General features: G+C 39.8%; 10 protein-coding genes and 1 other RNA gene. 2 read left to right on the forward strand and 9 right to left on the reverse strand.

Annotated elements, in window-relative coordinates:
• From FJR73_RS10560 to FJR73_RS07725, 8 genes are all read right to left on the reverse strand, one after another.
• A partial coding sequence (locus FJR73_RS10560; protein WP_308851595.1) for a Rib/alpha-like domain-containing protein occupies nucleotides 1-6,427 on the reverse strand: 6,427 nt, incomplete at its 3' end.
• A gap of 649 nt (nucleotides 6,428-7,076) precedes the next feature.
• Entirely contained in the window at nucleotides 7,077-7,766 is a 690-nt protein-coding gene (locus FJR73_RS07695; protein ID WP_000518026.1) for a response regulator transcription factor, read from the reverse strand.
• Between the two features lie 11 nt (nucleotides 7,767-7,777).
• A complete protein-coding gene (gene gndA / locus FJR73_RS07700; protein ID WP_033680682.1) occupies nucleotides 7,778-9,202 on the reverse strand; it encodes an NADP-dependent phosphogluconate dehydrogenase in 1,425 nt (474 codons plus the stop codon).
• 75 nt (nucleotides 9,203-9,277) lie between these two features.
• Nucleotides 9,278-10,663, reverse strand: a complete 1,386-nt coding sequence (locus FJR73_RS07705) for a cell division site-positioning protein MapZ family protein (RefSeq protein WP_140834261.1) — start codon at nucleotides 10,661-10,663, stop codon at nucleotides 9,278-9,280.
• Between the two features lie 12 nt (nucleotides 10,664-10,675).
• Nucleotides 10,676-11,833: a class I SAM-dependent RNA methyltransferase gene (locus tag FJR73_RS07710; protein WP_049533779.1), complete on the reverse strand. Its 1,158-nt coding sequence runs from the start codon at nucleotides 11,831-11,833 to the stop codon at nucleotides 10,676-10,678.
• An 84-nt stretch (nucleotides 11,834-11,917) separates the two neighbouring features.
• Nucleotides 11,918-12,298: RNase P RNA component class B (rnpB, locus tag FJR73_RS07715), an RNA gene on the reverse strand.
• Between the two features lie 20 nt (nucleotides 12,299-12,318).
• A complete protein-coding gene (gene gpsB / locus FJR73_RS07720) occupies nucleotides 12,319-12,648 on the reverse strand; it encodes a cell division regulator GpsB (RefSeq protein ID WP_049539007.1) in 330 nt (109 codons plus the stop codon).
• 69 nt (nucleotides 12,649-12,717) lie between these two features.
• On the reverse strand, nucleotides 12,718-13,245 hold the full coding sequence (locus FJR73_RS07725) for a DUF1273 domain-containing protein (RefSeq protein ID WP_033680686.1): 528 nt from the start codon (nucleotides 13,243-13,245) through the stop codon (nucleotides 12,718-12,720).
• 66 nt (nucleotides 13,246-13,311) lie between these two features.
• Here FJR73_RS07725 and recU point away from each other — a divergent pair, with 66 nt between their 5' ends.
• The gene (gene recU / locus FJR73_RS07730; protein WP_140834263.1) at nucleotides 13,312-13,911 is read left to right on the forward strand and encodes a Holliday junction resolvase RecU; all 600 of its coding nucleotides are present in this window, start codon (nucleotides 13,312-13,314) and stop codon (nucleotides 13,909-13,911) included.
• Nucleotides 13,904-16,072 carry a penicillin-binding protein PBP1A gene (gene pbp1a, locus FJR73_RS07735; protein WP_140834265.1) on the forward strand — a complete coding sequence of 723 codons (2,169 nt, stop codon included), beginning with the start codon at nucleotides 13,904-13,906 and terminating at the stop codon, nucleotides 16,070-16,072. Before recU ends, pbp1a begins: the two co-directional genes overlap by 8 nt.
• Before the next feature lie 381 nt (nucleotides 16,073-16,453).
• On the opposite strand, the gene FJR73_RS07740 is transcribed toward pbp1a, so the two are convergent.
• On the reverse strand, nucleotides 16,454-18,433 hold the full coding sequence (locus FJR73_RS07740; RefSeq protein ID WP_140834267.1) for a peptide ABC transporter substrate-binding protein: 1,980 nt from the start codon (nucleotides 18,431-18,433) through the stop codon (nucleotides 16,454-16,456).
• Nucleotides 18,434-18,552 lie beyond the last annotated feature (119 nt).

Consider the following 18,552-nt stretch of genomic DNA (forward strand, 5'->3'; position numbering starts at 1 on the left):
CTGGATCTGTTGCTTTCGCTGTTACGTCTCCTGCTGGAAGCTCTTTCGTTGGTGTGATTGTAGCTTTTCCGTTTTCGTCCGCTACGCCTTCACCAAGCTTATTACCGTCTTTGTCGAACAACTCAACCTTAGATCCTGGTTCTGCTGTCACTTCAACTGGTGTCTTAGTTCCTGCTTTATCTGTTAGATCTGTTTTGATTTCTGGTTTAGCTGGAGCTTTTGTATCTGCTGTTGCTTTTTCTGGTGTGCTTGGCTCTGATACATTGCCTGCTGGATCTGTTGCTTTCGCTGTTACGTCTCCTGCTGGAAGCTCTTTCGTTGGTGTGATTGTAGCTTTTCCGTTTTCGTCTGCTACGCCTTCACCAAGCTTGTTACCATCTTTGTCGAACAACTCAACCTTAGATCCTGGTTCTGCTGTCACTTCAACTGGTGTCTTAGTTCCTGCTTTATCTGTTAGATCTGTTTTGATTTCTGGTTTAGCTGGAGCTTTTGTATCTGCTGTTGCTGGATCTTCTGGTTTAGATTCCGGTTTAGAGTTAGGATCTTTTGGATCTGTGCCTTTCTCTACTTCTTCCTTATCAGTGACGCCATCGCCATCTGTATCCTTAGTTGCTGGTTCTTCTGGTTTAGATTCTGGTTTAGAATTAGGATCTTTTGGATCTGTACCTTTCTCTACTTCTTCTTTATCAGTGACGCCATCGCCGTCTGTATCCTTAGTTGTTGGATCTTCTGGTGAACTTGGATCTTTAACCGTTACCTTAACTGGAACTTCTTCTTTAGATCCATCTGGGTATGTTACAACTACTGTCGCATCTTTTTCACCTGGTGTTGCTGTGTCTACTGGATCTTTGAAGGCTACTTTTGTACCCTTAGGAAGATCTTTTACATTTCCAATTGAATCTTCTGCTTTTGGTGTTGTTCCTTTGTTTACAGTTTGTGGTTTACCTGTTGGTGTGTTCTTATCTGCATCTGTTGGTGCTGAACTTGGGTCTTTAACCGTTACCTTAACTGGAACTTCTTCTTTTGATCCATCTGGGTATGTTACAACTACTGTCGCATCTTTTTCACCTGGTGTTGCTGTGTCTACTGGATCTTTGAAGGCTACTTTTGTACCCTTAGGAAGATCTTTTACATTTCCAATTGAATCTTCTGCTTTTGGTGTTGTTCCTTTGTTTACAGTTTGTGGTTTACCTGTTGGTGTGTTCTTATCTGCATCTGTTGGTGCTGAACTTGGGTCTTTAACCGTTACCTTAACTGGAACTTCTTCTTTTGATCCATCTGGGTATGTTACAACTACTGTCGCATCTTTTTCACCTGGTGTTGCTGTATCTACTGGATCTTTGAAGGCTACTTTTGTACCCTTAGGAAGCTCCTTGAGGTTCTTAATTGAATCTTCTGCTTTTGGTTTGTCACCAACTTTAACAGTTTGTGGTTTAGCTGTTGGTGTGTTCTTACCTGCATCTGTTGTTTCTTTAGTTACAAATTCTGACAATGGTTTTTTATCTTGAGAACCATCTTTATAGGTTACTACAAGATTTCCTTTGTCATCTTTTGTTACTGATTGGATCTTAGCATCTTTATCAGCTACAGGTGTACCTTTTTTGTCTGCTAAGTTAGCATCATCGTTGTTTTGAGAGTACTCAAGTTGAAGCTTCTCTTTGATTTTAGCTAAGTCTGCATCTGTTACGTTAGCTGGATCTGCTACAGTAACTTTTTCAGTTGGAGTTGCAATATCATATTTTTGAGTTTGTCCCTTAAGCATAACACGGAATGCACCTGGATCAGTTGCAGTTGAGCTACCTACGGCTTTATTCTCAATAAATGCACCATCTTTATCCGTTGCAGTTGCATAACGCCATCCTAAAGCCATACCTTCTGGATTTTCTCCTTTAGTTGCTGCTTCTAGTTTGTCTTTTGCTAAACCATCTGTCGCTGCTGGAGTACCTGAATAAGTAATAACTGCTGGGGCTTTTTCTGTTGCTGGAGTCTCAGCATTAATAACATTTGCTTTAAATCCATACTGAGTATTGATAGTATTTGCTTCACCTGCAACATCATCAAACGCTCTGTTACCACCTTGTTTTACAGTGGCACTTGCAATTTTTCCGCTATCATCTTTGAATTTGATATCGAATGAGTTTTCTTCTCCAGCGTATACATAAACTTCTTTAGTATCTTTATTAGAGTATGGAATCTCTACTGTTGGAGCTACTACTGCAGCTTCTTTAGTTACAAATTCTGACAATGGTTTCTTATCTTGAGATCCATCTTTATAGGTCACTACAAGATTTCCTTTGTCGTCTTTTGTTACTGATTGGATCTTAGCATCTTTATCAGTTACAGCTTTACCTTTTTTGTCTGCTAAGTTAGCGTCTTCGTTGTTTTGAGAGTACTCAAGTTGGAGTTTCTCTTTGATTTTAGCTAAGTCAGCATCTGTTACGTTAGCTGGATCTGCTACAGTAACTTTTTCAGTTGGAGTTGCAATATCATATTTTTGAGTTTGTCCCTTAAGCATAACACGGAATGCACCTGGATCAGTTGCAGTTGAGCTACCTACTGCTTTATTCTCAATAAATGCACCATCTTTATCCGTTGCAGTTGCATAACGCCATCCTAAAGCCATACCTTCTGGATTTTCTCCTTTAGTTGCTGCCTCTAGTTTGTCTTTTGCTAAACCATCTGTCGCTGCTGGAGTACCTGAATAAGTAATGACTGCTGGGGCTTTTTCTGTCGCTGGAGTCTCAGCATTGATAACATTTGCTTTAAATCCATACTGAGTATTGATAGTATTTGCTTCACCTGCAACATCAGCAAACGCTTTGTTACCACCTTGTTTTACAGTGGCACTTGCAATTTTTCCGCTATCATCTTTGAATTTGATATCGAATGAGTTTTCTTCTCCAGCGTATACATAAACTTCTTTAGTATCTTTATTAGAGTAAGGAATCTCTACTGTTGGTGCTACTGCTGTTGTTTCTTTAGTTACAAATTCTGACAATGGTTTTTTATCTTGAGAACCATCTTTATAGGTTACAACAAGATTTCCTTTGTCATCTTTTGTTACTGATTGGATCTTAGCATCTTTATCAGCTACAGCTGTACCTTTTTTGTCTGCTAAGTTAGCATCATCGTTGTTTTGAGAGTACTCAAGTTGAAGCTTCTCTTTGATTTTAGCCAAGTCAGCATCTGTTACGTTAGCTGGATCTGCTACAGTAACTTTTTCAGTTGGTGTTGCAATGTCATATTTTTGAGTTTGTCCCTTAAGCATGACACGGAATGAACCTGGGTCCGTTGCGTTTGAAGCATTTGTTGCTCCATTCTCAATATATGCACCATCTTTATCCGTCGCAGTTGCATAACGCCATCCCAAAGCCAAACCTTCTGGATTTTCTCCTTTAGTTGCTGCATCTAGTCTTTCTTTTGATAAACCATCTGTTGCTGCTGGAGTACCTGAGTAAGTAATGACTGCTGGTGCATCTGCTGTCGCTGGAGTTTCAGCATTGATAACATTTGCTTTAAATCCATACTGAGTGTTGATAGTATTTGCTTCACCTGCAACATCAGCAAATGCTTTGTTACCACCTTGTTTTACAGTAGCACTTGCAATTTTTCCGCTATCATCTTTGAATTTGATATCGAATGAATTTTCTTCCCCACCGTATACATAAACTTCTTTAGTAGCTTTATTAGAGTAAGGAATCTCTACTGTTGGAGCTACTACTGGAGTTGCTGGATTTACTAGATATGCTGCTGCAATCTTATCTTTTGATCCATCAGGATAAGTGATAGTAAGATTTCCTTTTTCATCCACACTGTATTGTGAATTTGCTGGAAGACTCGGGTTAGCAGATTTCACTGCTTCGATAATCTTGTTCTTTTCAGTTTCACTAACGCCGTTAGAATCTGCAATATCTACTTTTGTACCTGCAACTGGTTCATATTTCTTAGCAGTCTCAAGGACTATTACTTTAAGTTCTCTGTATATCTTTGTTGGTTTATCTCGATTACTTGCATGAAAGACAATACTGTTAGTTCCTGCTGGCTGATCCATTGCAACAGTACCACTATATTTAGCATCACGTTGGTTAATCGTAGCTCCATTTGAAGTTCCTAGGTATCCCCCTGATGGTAATACTCCTTTTATAGCTGTCGGATTTTTCTCAACTGAAAATTTCTCTAAAGCTGTAGCTTGAGCTACAACATCAACATCAATTTTATCACCAGGATATACTGTAATAGTCTCTTTACTTACTAATAGTCTAGTATCATTATTACCAGTAACCCCACCATCAATAATAGTTAATGGTGTTTTCGTAACTGTAATCGGTGCACTCTTAGCTGACTCTGTTCCACCTGCTGGTGTTGAAGTAGCTGTAATCTCTCCTTCTGGAAGACTGTTTGTAGGGTGAACAGTTGCTACACCTTGGTCGTTAGCTACCGCTTCACCGATCACAACACCATCTGTGTTGTAAAGCTTAACAGTTGAACCTGCTGGTGCTTTGATAGTCACATCCGCTGGCGTACTTGCTTTACCTGCCAAATCATTGACAATTTCTGGACCACTAGTTGTTGGTGTTGCTGCTGGATTGTTAGTCGCTGCACCTGCCGCTGGTTTGTTAGTTGCTGCATCTGGCGCTGGTGTGCTTGGTTTGGGTGCTTCTGGTTTTGGAGTAACTGGCTTAGCTGGTGCTACTGCTTCTTTTTCAACAATTACTTTTACAGGAACTTCTTTTGTAGATTTATCCGGGTAAGTTACAACTGCTGTTGCTCGTTTTTCACCTGGAGTTTTTGTATCTACTGCATCCTTGTACTTAACTGTTGTTCCTTTTGGAAGAGTGTCTAAGTTTCCAATTGATTTTGTCGCATCTGGTTTTTGACCAACTTTTACAGTTTGATCTTTCGCTGTTGGTGTGGAAACATCAGACTGCCACATTTTTATAGGGTTAGTTGCAATGTTGGCGAAACCTGCATTGGCACCAGCAGTGGCACTACGCATCATACCAAATACAACCTTCATATCTTTCAACTGTTCGTTAGATGTTGTTGCAGGAACTTCAGTTCTAAAACTCCATGCATAGCCATCATAACCTGAACCACCCGTAGTCGAACGATCCACAATCAAACGTTTGTCATTCAAGGCAACATTATCCAATAACTCTTTAGTTCTCGGAGAAGAATTAGATGCCGCACTCTTGAAATATCTGTCCTCCTGACCGGCAAGTTTTTCTATAGAACGACCATAGATACCACTTTCCCAACCAGAAGCCAGAGAAAAGGTATCTTTTTTGTCTAATGGTAATCCAGCAGCTGTAGCTGGTGCTGGATTTTCAAACGTTACAGAACTACTCAATGCTGAACCATCAGGTTTTCTACGTTCAAGTTTTTTAGTTTTAGGATTTAATTTACCTTGGATTGGAGAGTTATATTTTGCACGTGTAATGCTAGTTGGCATATTAACTTCTGCAGGAATTTGGATGAAATTTCGATATACATCTCCTCCATCTGTATTATACGTATTAGATAGATTTTCTGCATGATCATTATAAAAGACAAGCCAATCTAATGAAGTAATCTTCCCACTAGCGTCTTTATTATATTTAACTTTATAATTTGTAACTCTAGAAACTGCATTAACAGCGTCATCTGTAGACGTGGCTTTATTAACATCATTAAGGATATAGGTATCACTATGACCATTTGCGGCTGCATTTGTACCTTCTGAATAGGCAACTTCCGCTCTAAAAGCATTATTCTTATCTAATGCTTTACCGTTACGTGAGTCGTTAGATCCTGTGTTTTCGATTGAGTTAGATTCTGATTTTTTCTCAGTGTTTTCTGCTTTTTTACCTACAGTTAGTTGTCCGTTAGTAGTGTCTACTGCTGGAGTTTCTTTTTTCTCTACAGGTTTGTTTTTTAATTTAGTGTTTGCTGTAGTTACAAGTTTATTATAAGCTTTTGTGATTTCATCTTGAGTTGTTGCGTTTGCTAATGTAGCTTTTGCAGCTTCTAAGTCAGCTTTTAATACCGCAACACTCTCTTCTGTTTTGTTATCATACGTTCCATTTGCAAGTTTCGCTTCGATTTCTGCAATGTAGTTTTCAAGTTTAGTTTTATCTAAAGCTTTAACTTCTTTTGCAGTTTCTTCATCAAGTTTGGCTGCTACAGCTGGTGTTGTAGTAACTTCTGGCTTGATTTCTGCTACAGCAGCAGGTGCCTCATAAGTCTTGCCATCTCCGTTCGGTGTAGGGTTAACATCCCCAGTAGTCGAGTTGTTTGCTACAGTAGTTTCTGCTGTGTTTGCATGAACCACTTGAGTAGCTAAGCTAGCACCGACCGCAAAAACAAGAGAACAACCGAATAGGAAATGCTTTCCTTTTTTGATCATTCTCCAGTTCTTTTGCTCTGCATTTTTACGATTAAAATACACTATATTTTCTCCTTTTAATTTCTAAAAATAGCATGTAGTACACATACACATACACATACACATACACATACACATACACATACACATACACTCAACATTATAATTTATATATGCGGATTTGTCAATTATATTAATTATTTTTTATTTTTTTCCAGTATTTTCAGAATATTTCAGGATTTAAATCATTTGCTATATTATAATATTGCACTAAAAATAAAATCTCCCTTTCCTTCAAAACTATGATAAATGCCATTTTTTGAATACTTATAAAGAATATATTAATCTTACCCACAGCTAACTCATCCCTTTTGAGTGTCAAAAAGTAGAGAACTATGAAAGGAAAGCTTATCAGATACCAATACTCTTCGAAAATCTCTTCACATCACGTTAGCTTCCATCTGCAACCTCAAAACTAGTGTTTTGAGCAACTTGCAGCTAGCTTCCTAGTTTGCTCTTTCATTTTCATTGGGTATAAACTATGGTCAAGAAGAAATCATTCTCTCTGACCATCTCTTTGAAGCCTTACAAGACATCTAGGGGTCTACAATTTTGCCTCTTCAAAAAAAGCCCCATACTATCTGGAGTTCAGGAATTCCTGTTACAGATAGTATAGAGCTCAAACAGCAGTTACACGACCGTGACTGCCTTTCTATTCTTGCATAGCGTAACCAACACCACGCACGGTTTTAATGTAGCTTTTTTGACCTTTTACATCAAGCTTGCTACGTAGATAACGGATATAGACATCCACGATATTGGTTTCGGTCGCACTTTCATACTTCCAGACACTTTCCAGCAACTGCTCACGCGTCAGGACTTTCTTGCTTCCCATAAGAGTAGCCAAAAGATCATACTCACGACGCGTCAGAGCAATCATCTCTTCGCCACGATAAACAGTATGATGTTCTACATCCATACGCAGATTGCGGTAAGACGTTGGAACCTTCATCTGACTACAGTGTTGGTCGATAAAGTCCCGACCTCGGAAAATCGCTGAAATACGAGCTACCAGATTCTCAATAATAACTGGCTTATAGATGTAAGAAACGGCAAAGCGTTGGATTGCCTCAATCTGATCTTGCAAGTCTTCGCGATGGTCCAAGACCATAATGACTGAAGCTGGCTTAGTCCGACTCAGCTTGTCTGCAAAATCCTGGGCTGTCATATCCCCCAGATGAGCATTCAATAAAATCAAGTCATAGTCTGTCTGAAGAGCCATGGAGAGGGCTTTTTGCCCCTCCTCAACCTGATCAACTCGGTATTGCTCTTTTTGGAGTTCCAAACTTAAAAAATGAGCTAGATTTCGTTCTTTCTCAAGTAATAAAATCCGTTTCCCCATGGCAGACCTACTTATTTTTCGTCATACCAAGAGTAGTGGAATGTTCCTTCTTTGTCTTTACGTTGGTAAGTATGGGCACCAAAGTAGTCACGTTGCGCTTGGATCAAGTTAGCTGGAAGGTCAGCTGAACGATAGCTATCAAAGTAAGTAATAGCTGCTGAGAAAGTTGGCACTGGCACACCAGCTTGAACTGCAAGGGCTACGATATCACGCACTGCTTGTTGGTACTTAGCAGTAACATCCAAGAAGTACTCATCCAAAAGAAGGTTAGCAAGGTCTGCATCACGGTTGTAAGCATCTGTAATCTTTTGCAAGAAACGAGAACGGATGATACAGCCATCACGCCAGATAGATGCGATGTCTGCAAATGGCAAGTTCCAGTTGTTTTCTTTAGAAGCTACACGTAATTGAGCAAAACCTTGTGCGTATGAAATGATTTTTGAGAAGTAAAGGGCTTGACGGATTTTTTCAATCAACTCAGCCTTGTCTCCTTCAAATGTGAAGGCAGCTGGTTTTGGAAGAACCTTGCTAGCATGTACACGTTCTTCTTTGTAAGTAGAGATGTAACGTGCAAATACTGACTCAGTGATGAGTGACAATGGCACACCAAGGTCAAGTGATGATTGGCTAGTCCATTTACCAGTTCCTTTGTTACCTGCAGCATCAAGGATGTAGTCTACGATTGGTCCGTCTTGACCTTCATCGTCTTTACGGCTCAAGATATCAGCTGTGATTTCGATCAAATAGCTGTCCAATTCACCCTTGTTCCACTCAGTAAAGATTTCAGCCATATCTTCTGCAGAAAGGCCTAGCAAGTGTTGCATCAAGTCATAGCTTTCTGCGATCAATTGCATATCACCATACTCAATACCGTTGTGAACCATTTTCACGTAGTGACCAGCTCCATCAGGACCGATATATGTCACACATGGTTTGCCATCTTCTGGTGCTTTAGCTGAGATTTCTTCAAGAACATCCGCAACCAATTCGTAGGCCTCTTTTTGTCCACCAGGCATGATAGAAGGACCTTCAAGGGCACCTTTTTCACCACCAGAAACCCCAGTACCGATAAAGTTGATACCTGAGTTTGCCAATTCTTCATTACGACGGATTGTATCTTTGTAGAAAGTATTTCCACCGTCAATCAAGATATCACCCTTGTCAAGGTGTGGAAGAAGGGCTTGGATAGTCGCATCTGTACCAGGTCCAGCTTGAACCATGAGCATGATACGACGAGGTTTTTCAATTGAGTTTACAAAACTTTCAACGTCATAGCTTGGTACAAAGTTCTTTTCAGGATGGCAAGCAATTACATCTTCCGTTTTTTCTTTACTACGGTTGTAGATAGCAACTGTGTAACCACGAGATTCAATATTAAGGGCAAGGTTACGACCCATTACGGCCATACCTACGACACCAAAGTTAGCTTTTGTCATTTGACACTCCTCTTGTTTAATTTGTTTTATTTTATCATTTTTACTTTTGAAAAGAAAGAATTTTGTAACGACTGCTTAGTAGTCCAAGTCATCCGCATGTCCTGAACCATTTCCAACAAAGTAACCTGTCTTACAGTTAAGGGTAAAGAGATAGGTTCCGTCTGGCTTGTAGAGGTTGTAATAACCATTGCCATTAACGATATTGACACGTTCAAGGATGTATTGGTTACCAGTGATATAACCACGTGAACGTGAAGTCGCTAGAATTTGTTCCAAGACACCATCAGCAAAATCCCAGGCAGAGTTGTTACTATCATCTACAGCTGATTGATTGAACGGTACACGGCTTGAAGCTCTTTGTAGGTTGACTCCAGAACTTGATAAACCACCATAGCTATCATCCCGCGCAGAAACTGAATTGTTTGATGAGGCGCTTGAAGATGGACTGGCGTTACTTGTAGTACTGTCGGTAGAAGAATTTGAACTTGCTTGACTAGAACTGCTAGTTTGACCTGAGCTTGAGCTAGACGTACTTGTTTGCTGGCTCTTACCGAGGCTAATAGCCTTATCTAGCACTTTATCAATCTCAGTATTCCCAGTTTTAATATCTGTAAATTTAGCATTCGATTTGGCTTTGACACTGGTATCTAGAACACCATCCACAATAGCTGGTTTTTCAAATTGTGCATTGACTTCTTGGATGGCCTTGATTTGCGTTTCTAAGCTGTCATATTTCGATTTGGCAAGCGTATGTTCACGAGTACCTTCCAGCTTATCAAGTAAAGCCTTGAGTTGAGGTAGCTTTTCAAACTGGCTATTCTTCAAAGCTGTTTTATTGCTATCTGTGTAGAAGGCATCGTATTGACTATTAAAATCTTCTAAAATAGGCTGAACATTCTGCTCACTAGACGATGATTGAGCCGTTTGGATTTCCTGTGTTGAGCGAGTAACTTGACGATAAACATAATAACCAGTCCCAATAATAAGAATTCCTAGGGCAGCTAACAAGCCATAAAGAATCTGTTTCTTAACGCTTTTCCCATCTTCACTATCCACCATTGGATACTCTGTTTCGACTGCCTCCTCAGTGTCAAATTCCTCATCAAAAGGAGTTTCTGTCACTTGTGTAGATTCTAAGTCATCAAACTGGATGAAATCATTCTCTACTATCGTAGGCTCAACAGCTGTCTCCTCCCGAATCTCTTGGATAAGATCGTCCAAACTCTGCGTTTCGACTAATTCCTCCTTTTTGTATTGGCGAGTCGCAAACTTATCTGCCTCAATTTCATCTTTGTGTTGCTTGAGATACTTATCTAAAATGGAATCTTCAGGCAATACCCCTGCTTCTACTTCTTCATTTTTACGAATAGCTTGACCAACTGTTAACTCTTTTGCTTCATCAAAATCAAATCGCGGTTCTTGTCCTTCATTTTTATGACGATCCCGTCTCTTCTTAGTCATGAGTTTACCTTCCTACTTTACTTCTTGGCGTTTGATACGCTGACCAAAATATTGATACAGATCCACTTTCAGGGTTCCGTTATACAGTTTACGCTTCTTGTCCGCTTGGCTACCATACTTGCTTTCAAAGGCTTCATCACTAGTTAGGATAAACTTACTCCAAGTCTTGAGAGGTTCAAAAACCTCACCCATCTCAGCATAAAGCTTGGTCACCCCTGCATCATCTGATAAACGTTCACCATAAGGCGGATTGGAGATAATCACACCGTTGATTTTATCAGAACGCAAATCCTGCACGCGCATCTGCTTAAAAGTAATGTCTCCTGCAACACCAGCTGCCTGAGCATTAGCCTTAGCAATCTCCACCATGCGAGCATCAATATCACAACCCATGATATCCAGTTCCAGTTCACGATCCACTTTTTGGGCCGCTTCTGTGCGCACTTCTTGGATCAAACGATCACTGACCCAGTTCCATTCCTCAAATGCAAAAGAGCGACGAAGTCCTGGTGCCATCTTTCGAGCAATCATGACAGCCTCGATACAGAAAGTCCCCGAACCACAGGTCGGATCAATCAAAGGCTTGTCTGGATACCAGTTAGAAAGTTGCAAAATGGCTGCCGCCATATTTTCCTTGATAGGAGCGCCACCCTTTTCGGTACGATAACCTCGTTTAAAGAGGCTATATCCTGTCGTATCAATCATGACAGTTGCCACATCCTTTAGAATAGAAACCTCAATCTTAAACTCTGGGCCATTCTCCATCAGAGGAACACCTTCTGGACGAGCATAGTGTTTCTGCAATTTCTTGACAACAGCTTTCTTAGAAATTGCCTGTACACTTGGTTCATTGTGAAGTTTGGACTTAACACATTTGGCTTTTGAAATCGGGAACCGAGCTCCGAGTGGTAAATAATTTTCCCAATCTAAAGCGAAAACTCCCTGAAACAGTTCCTCAAAAGTCTTAGCTGGAAAGGTTCCTACGATAATTTTGATACGATCTGCTGCCCGAAGCCAGAGGTTGGTTTCGATAATAGCTCTCACGTCTCCTTGAAAACGCACACGTCCATTTTCAACTTGACAATCGTAGCCCAACTCTCGCACTTCTCTTCCCACGACAGCTTCCAAACCAGCTGCCACAGTTGCAATTAAATTAAATTCTTTTTTCATTTTACAGTCTTACAAGACCTTTCTATATGTCCACTTTAAAAAATGAGGTTGAGAAAATTTCTCAGCCCCAACCTATATGCAATTTTCTATAAGCCATGTTTTGTTCCAGAAGTGACTAGGACCACTTCTTTCGATAATCATCTGTCTACCACTAACAGCTCTAGCTGATAGCAGTCAGAGTACTACGTTCGTTTCCGTGCACTCCATGCCCCGACCAAAATTTGGGTTGCTAGCTTGAGGGGTTTACCGCGTTCCACTCTCTCTGTTTCCAGAAAGACTCCGTCACTGTGGCACTTTCAAGCCTACTCTGACCTATCCAAGGACTTAGCCATTTCAACTGCCGTAACGATTTCTCGTCCCTAGGCTTATGGTTTCGCCTAGCACAAACACTACAGGCATCACAGCCTGTGCTAGCATGGACTTTCCTCATGAAAAGAAATTCTCTTCACGCGATTATCCAAAAATTGCACTTTTTAAATAAGCTCTTAAAATCCTGAGTTATCTAAAATTTGTTTACCAAACACTTCTTTTTCAAGACGATTCAAACGTTTTAAAATATCAAAGTTCGTCATAGAACTTGTTGTTGTAGCTTCAAGAGGTTCTGTTTGAACTGGTGAAGGTTTTGGTTTATGAGCTAATTCTTCCTTCAAATCAGCAATTTCCTGACGAAGTGACTTGACCAAGGCAGCATAGGTTTCATAGTCCTTGATGACATCGTCTAAAAACTCATCAACTTCTACCTTACTATAGCCACGGACCTCACGTCCAAACTCTTGTTCAAAAATATCTTTCGCCGAAAAAATAATACCTGCCATGTCTCTCTCCATTCTCAGTTGCTAGTATTATTATATAAAAAAAGACAAACAAAAATCAAGGTCAAAGCTTCAATTTTCGGAAAAATTTTCTGCAAGTTCATTTAGCTGATCAAATGTTAGTCTCTTTATAAAATAGTCTTCCTGCTCTTTCATCATTTGGTAAATATAAGCTAGTCTCGTTTCATTTTCCTCATCATAAAAAAGATAAGAACTATTCGTATTTTCCAGTAAAAACTGCTGGTAATCTCTTAACTGCCCCTTGTGTTCATAACGAGGATAAGCATATTTGACAAAGTCTACCTGCTTAAAGCGGCTCAGTTTCATCTGATTACCTTCATTCCAATTTTCCCCATGAGTTTCAAAAGCAAAAATGGTGGCCAAGTGGAAACCGTATTCGGTCTTCATTTCCTGAGCAACCTCTAAAACCCAATATTCAAAGCCCAAAGTTCCGGTAAATACAAGCCAAGTCACCCCATCTTCTGCCATAGCTTCTAAATCCCTACGTATCGCTTTTTTAATCAATTTAAGACGAGGATCCTTGTCCGAAAACAAACCCAAATCAAAAGCAGAATAGCCTAAAACCAAAGCTGTAGTCATTTTTAACCCTTTCTGTGTAAAATTATGGTATAATAGAGTGATGTTATTGTACCAATAAGGAGAATTATGGTCAACTATCCTCATAAAATTTCATCCCAAAAAAGACAAACATCGCTTTCTCAACCCCAAAATTTCGCAAATCGAGGAATGTCTTTTGAAAAGATGATTAATGCTACCAACGACTACTATTTGTCTCAGGGCTTGGCTGTTATACACAAGAAACCAACCCCTATTCAAATCGTACGAGTGGACTATCCACAACGAAGTCGTGCCAAGATTGTTGAAGCCTATTTTCGACAAGCTTCAACGACAGACTATTCTGGCGTTTATAAGGGATATTACATCGACTTTGAAGCCAAGGAAACAAAACAAAAACATGCGATTCCGATGAAAAATTTCCATCCACATCAGATTCAGCATATGGAACAAGTCCTTGCTCAACAAGGAATCTGCTTTGTCCTTCTTCACTTTTCTTCTCAGCAAGAAACCTACTTATTACCGGCATATGATTTGATTCGCTTCTATCATCAAGATAAGGGGCAAAAATCAATGCCACTTGGATACATACGAGAATACGGTTACCAGATAAAACTAGGAGCATTTCCACAAATTCCCTATCTCGATGTCATCAAAGAACATTTACTAGGTGGTAAACAAGATGAATAAATACATTCTTATGCGAATATTAAAGTATACTGGAATCTTTTTCCTAACTCTCTTTATCGCATTATTTCTATTGGGTGGGGGTGTTTTCCTCTATTTTGTAAGTAAAGCTCCAGCACTATCAGATAGTAAATTAGTTGCAACAACTTCGAGCAAGATTTACGACAATAATAACGAACTCATTGCCGATCTGGGCTCTGAACGCCGAGTAAACGCTCAGGCCAACGAAATTCCTACTGATTTAGTCAAAGCCATCGTGTCTATCGAGGACCATCGCTTCTTTGACCACAGAGGGGTAGATACGATTCGGATCATGGGGGCCTTCTTACGTAACTTACAAAGCAACTCTTTACAAGGAGGGTCAACCTTAACCCAGCAGTTGATTAAGTTAACCTATTTCTCAACATCAACTTCGGATCAAAATATCTCCCGAAAAGCACAAGAGGCATGGTTAGCTGTCCAATTGGAACAAAAAGCTACCAAACAAGAAATCCTTACCTACTACATCAATAAGGTCTATATGTCAAATGGTAACTATGGTATGCAGACAGCAGCCCAAAATTACTACGGAAAAGACTTAAAAGACCTCTCTCTACCTCAATTAGCTTTGCTAGCAGGTATGCCTCAGGCACCAAACCAATACGATCCTTACTCTCATCCAGATGCAGCGTTGGACCGTCGTAATTTGGTTCTTTCAGAAATGAGAGGACAAGATTACATTAGTGCTGAACAATATGAAAAAGCTATCAACACACCTATCACTGATGGTTTACAAAGTCTTAAGTCAGCTGCTACTTATCCAGCGTATATGGATAACTATCTAAAAGAGGTTATTGAACAAGTAGAGCACGAAACGGGATATAATCTTCTTACTACTGGAATGGAAGTCTACACCAATGTAGACAAGGACATTCAACAAAGACTTTGGGATATTTACAATACAGATGAATATGTCTCTTATCCAGATGATGACCTTCAAGTAGCCTCAACTATCGTAGATACTTCCAATGGTAAAGTCATCGCCCAACTTGGAGCTCGTCACCAAGCAAGCAATGTTTCATTCGGTACTAACCAAGCTGTGGAAACCAACCGTGACTGGGGATCAACCATGAAGCCAATCACTGATTATGCCCCAGCCTTAGAATACGGTGTATATGATTCAACTGCAGCTACTGTCCACGATATTCCTTATAACTATCCTGGAACAAGTACCCCTCTCTACAACTGGGATAGAGCATATTTTGGTAACATTACTCTGCAATATGCCCTTCAACAATCTCGTAACGTACCTGCTGTTGAAACACTAAACAAGGTTGGTTTAGATAGAGCTAAAAACTTCCTAAATGGTTTAGGCATCGACTATCCTGTAATGCACTATTCAAATGCTATTTCAAGTAATACAACTGAATCTGGTAAACAGTACGGTGCAAGCAGTGAGAAAATGGCTGCGGCTTACGCTGCATTCGCTAATGGCGGTATCTACCACAAACCAATGTACATCAATAAAATCGTCTTTAGTGATGGTAGTGAAAAAGAATTTTCTGACGCTGGTACAAGAGCTATGAAAGAGTCTACTGCCTACATGATGACAGAAATGATGAAAACAGTCTTGACATCTGGAATAGGTTACAACGCCTATCTGCCTGGAATTCCTCAAGCAGGTAAAACAGGTACTTCTAACTACACAGATGATGAAATTGAAAAACACATCAAGAACACTGGCTATGTAGCTCCAGATGAAATGTTTGTTGGTTATACTCGTAAGTATTCTATGGCCGTTTGGACAGGTTATACCAACCGTCTCACTCCTATTGTAGGTGATGGCCTCACAGTTGCTGCTAGAGTCTATCGTAGCATGATGAGCTACCTTGCTCAAAATAACCATCCTGGAGATTGGACAATGCCTGAGGGACTATATAGAAACGGGCAGTTCGTATTCCTAAACGGAGCAAGAAATACATGGAGTACTCCTGATACACAACAAACACAATCAGATGTAGAGAATCCCTCTACAACAACTGAAAGTTCAACTACCCAAGTAACACCTACTCCTGGTCAACAATCAAATAATCCTGCTCCAACAAATCCAAATCAGGGACAACCTGGCCAACAAATCCAACAGCAACCACAGGCCCCTCAAGTTCAACAACAACCACAACAGTAAACGAAAATCCTGAGAACTAGAAATTCTCAGGATTTTTATATAGTAGATTGAAATAAAATGTGAACAAATTGATTGGGAAATTCAAACTCTACTCTTCGAAAATCTCTTCAAACCACGTCAGCTTCACCTTGCTATATATATATATATATGTGTGTGTGAGTGACTTCGTCAGTCTTATCTACAACCTCAAAACAGTTTTTTGAGCAGTCTGCGACTGGATTTCTAGTTTGCTCTTTGATTTTCATTGAGTATAATTTCTAACAATGTTCTAGAAACAATGGTGTAGTATTGTAGACTCAATAGGCTGTATTATTCTAGATTCAACTCCCTCTACTAGAAAGACATATAAAGGAGTCGGCTACAAACCAAACTCCCTTACCTTTATTTCACATGTTTCACAAGGTCTTCTTGCGCTTTTTTATTGGATTCTTCTTTTTCTTTCATCCATTTTTCTTGGGCTTTTTGGTATTCCTCTACAGTGACTGCCTTGTCTTGAAGTTCCAAGTATTTGTATAGGAGCGGATCGCTTGTCCCCTTGTTACCAGAGAAGGCAAACGGCATCGTAAATGGTACCATCTTAGACAAGATTGGGCGACCAGTAAGTGTTGTTGTTGGGATAATCAAGGCACTATCTGTCAACCAAGCTTGTGCAGCTGCGTATTTATCATAACGTTTTGCTACGTCTGTTGTCTCATTTCCAGCTTCAGTTACTAATTTCTCATAGTCGTTTAGACCAACAGTTTTAGCTGCAGCATTATCTGTACCAGCATCAAAGCCAAGGTAGGTTTTAGTGTTTTCACCAGCTGATGGTTTGATAATATCGAGGTAAGTTGATGGATCGGCAAAGTCAGGACTCCAACCAACATTATCTGAAATATCCCAATCTTCCCCAGCTGCTGTCTCAGCAAAGTAGGTAATATTCAAGACTTCATCTTTTTGTAATTGTTGAATATCAATTACGACATTATCTGCACCCAAGGTTTCTTCAACCGATTGTTTAAAAGACTGTACGCGTTGAACTTTTGTAGTTGCTGTCTGGTCAACTGGCATATCCAAATGAATTGGGAAGGTCACGCCTTCTGCCTGTAAAGCTGACTTAGCCTTCGCAAATTCAGCCTTAGCCTTGTCTGGATTGTAAAGACCATCTTGGGCATCGGCAAGATTAACATCCTTCCATTCATCTCCATAAGTTACTAATTTTTCCTTGACCATATCGCCAAAGTTTTTACCATCTGATTGAACAAATGTTGGTGGAACAAAGAGATTACGCAAGATTTTGCTGGCACCACTAGCACCGTTCACTTGTGAAGCATAGGCTGTACGGTCAAAACCAAAGGCAATAGCCTGACGGAAATCCTTGTTTAAGAGAGCCTTTTTGGTAGAAGTCTTTTGTTCGTCGCTGGTCTTAGATGTGTGTTTATAAGATTGACGGTCAATATTTGTCCCTACTAAATAAGTCGTAGAGTCTTGTTGAGTATAAACGATATTGTCTTTCATACTCTTCTCAAGCTCTGCAAAACTTGCATTTGTTGGATAAAGTCTAGCTGCTGTAAAGCTTCCATCCTTAAAATTCTCTGCTGGTTTGCTGGTGTCTTGACCATCCCAGAATGACAATTTGATCTTGTCAACATGAACATTGTCCTTATCCCAGTAGTTCGGATTTTTCGCAAATTCAACGGAAGATTTAGCCACAATAGATTTCAACAAATAAGGACCATTGTACAAGATACTGCTTGGATCCGTAGCTTTGGCAAAATCATCCCCTTTTGAGTTCAAAAACTCTTCATTAACTGGTGCCAAGACACCCATTGTTGTTTTAGAATTCCAAAAACTTTCAGGTTTGTTCAATGTGTATTGAACTGTTTGATCATCAAGCGCTTTAATCCCAACTTGAGAAAAATCTTTATTTTCCCCTTTAGCGTAGGCATCCAAACCTTTAATCGAATCCTGTACCAAGTAAAGGGCTTGTGATTTCTTATCTGTTGCATATTTAAGACCTGTCACAAAGTCCTGTGCCTTAACAGGAGCATACTCTTCTCCCTCAGATGTGTACCACTTGGCATCCTCACGAATCTTATAAGTATAAGTCAAGCCATCCTTAGAAACCGACCAGTCTTCTGCCAATGAAGGAACAAGGTTCCCATATTTATCATTTTCAAGCAAGCCATCAATGACGTTACTAGTAATATTTGAAGTAGCTGCCTTACTGGTTGTCAAATAGTTAAGATTATCTGGGTCTGTCTCGTAGGTAAATGCGAAGGTCTGCTCACCTTTAGCGCCTGAGCCCCCTGAACAAGCAGCTAAAACACCCGCTGCTAATAAAGTCACTCCCGCAAGAGCCAATACTTTTCTTGTTTTCATAGTCTTCTCCTTTGTTTTTTTATTCATTATAGACCCTTTTTCATGTTCTGTCAATAGAATTTTCTGAATTTTAGAAAATTATTTTTTAAACAACAACTTTGCAAAAATATGAATAATAT

This window comes from Streptococcus sp. D2, assembly GCF_006385825.1.
GTDB classification, from domain to species: Bacteria; Bacillota; Bacilli; order Lactobacillales; family Streptococcaceae; genus Streptococcus; species Streptococcus shenyangsis.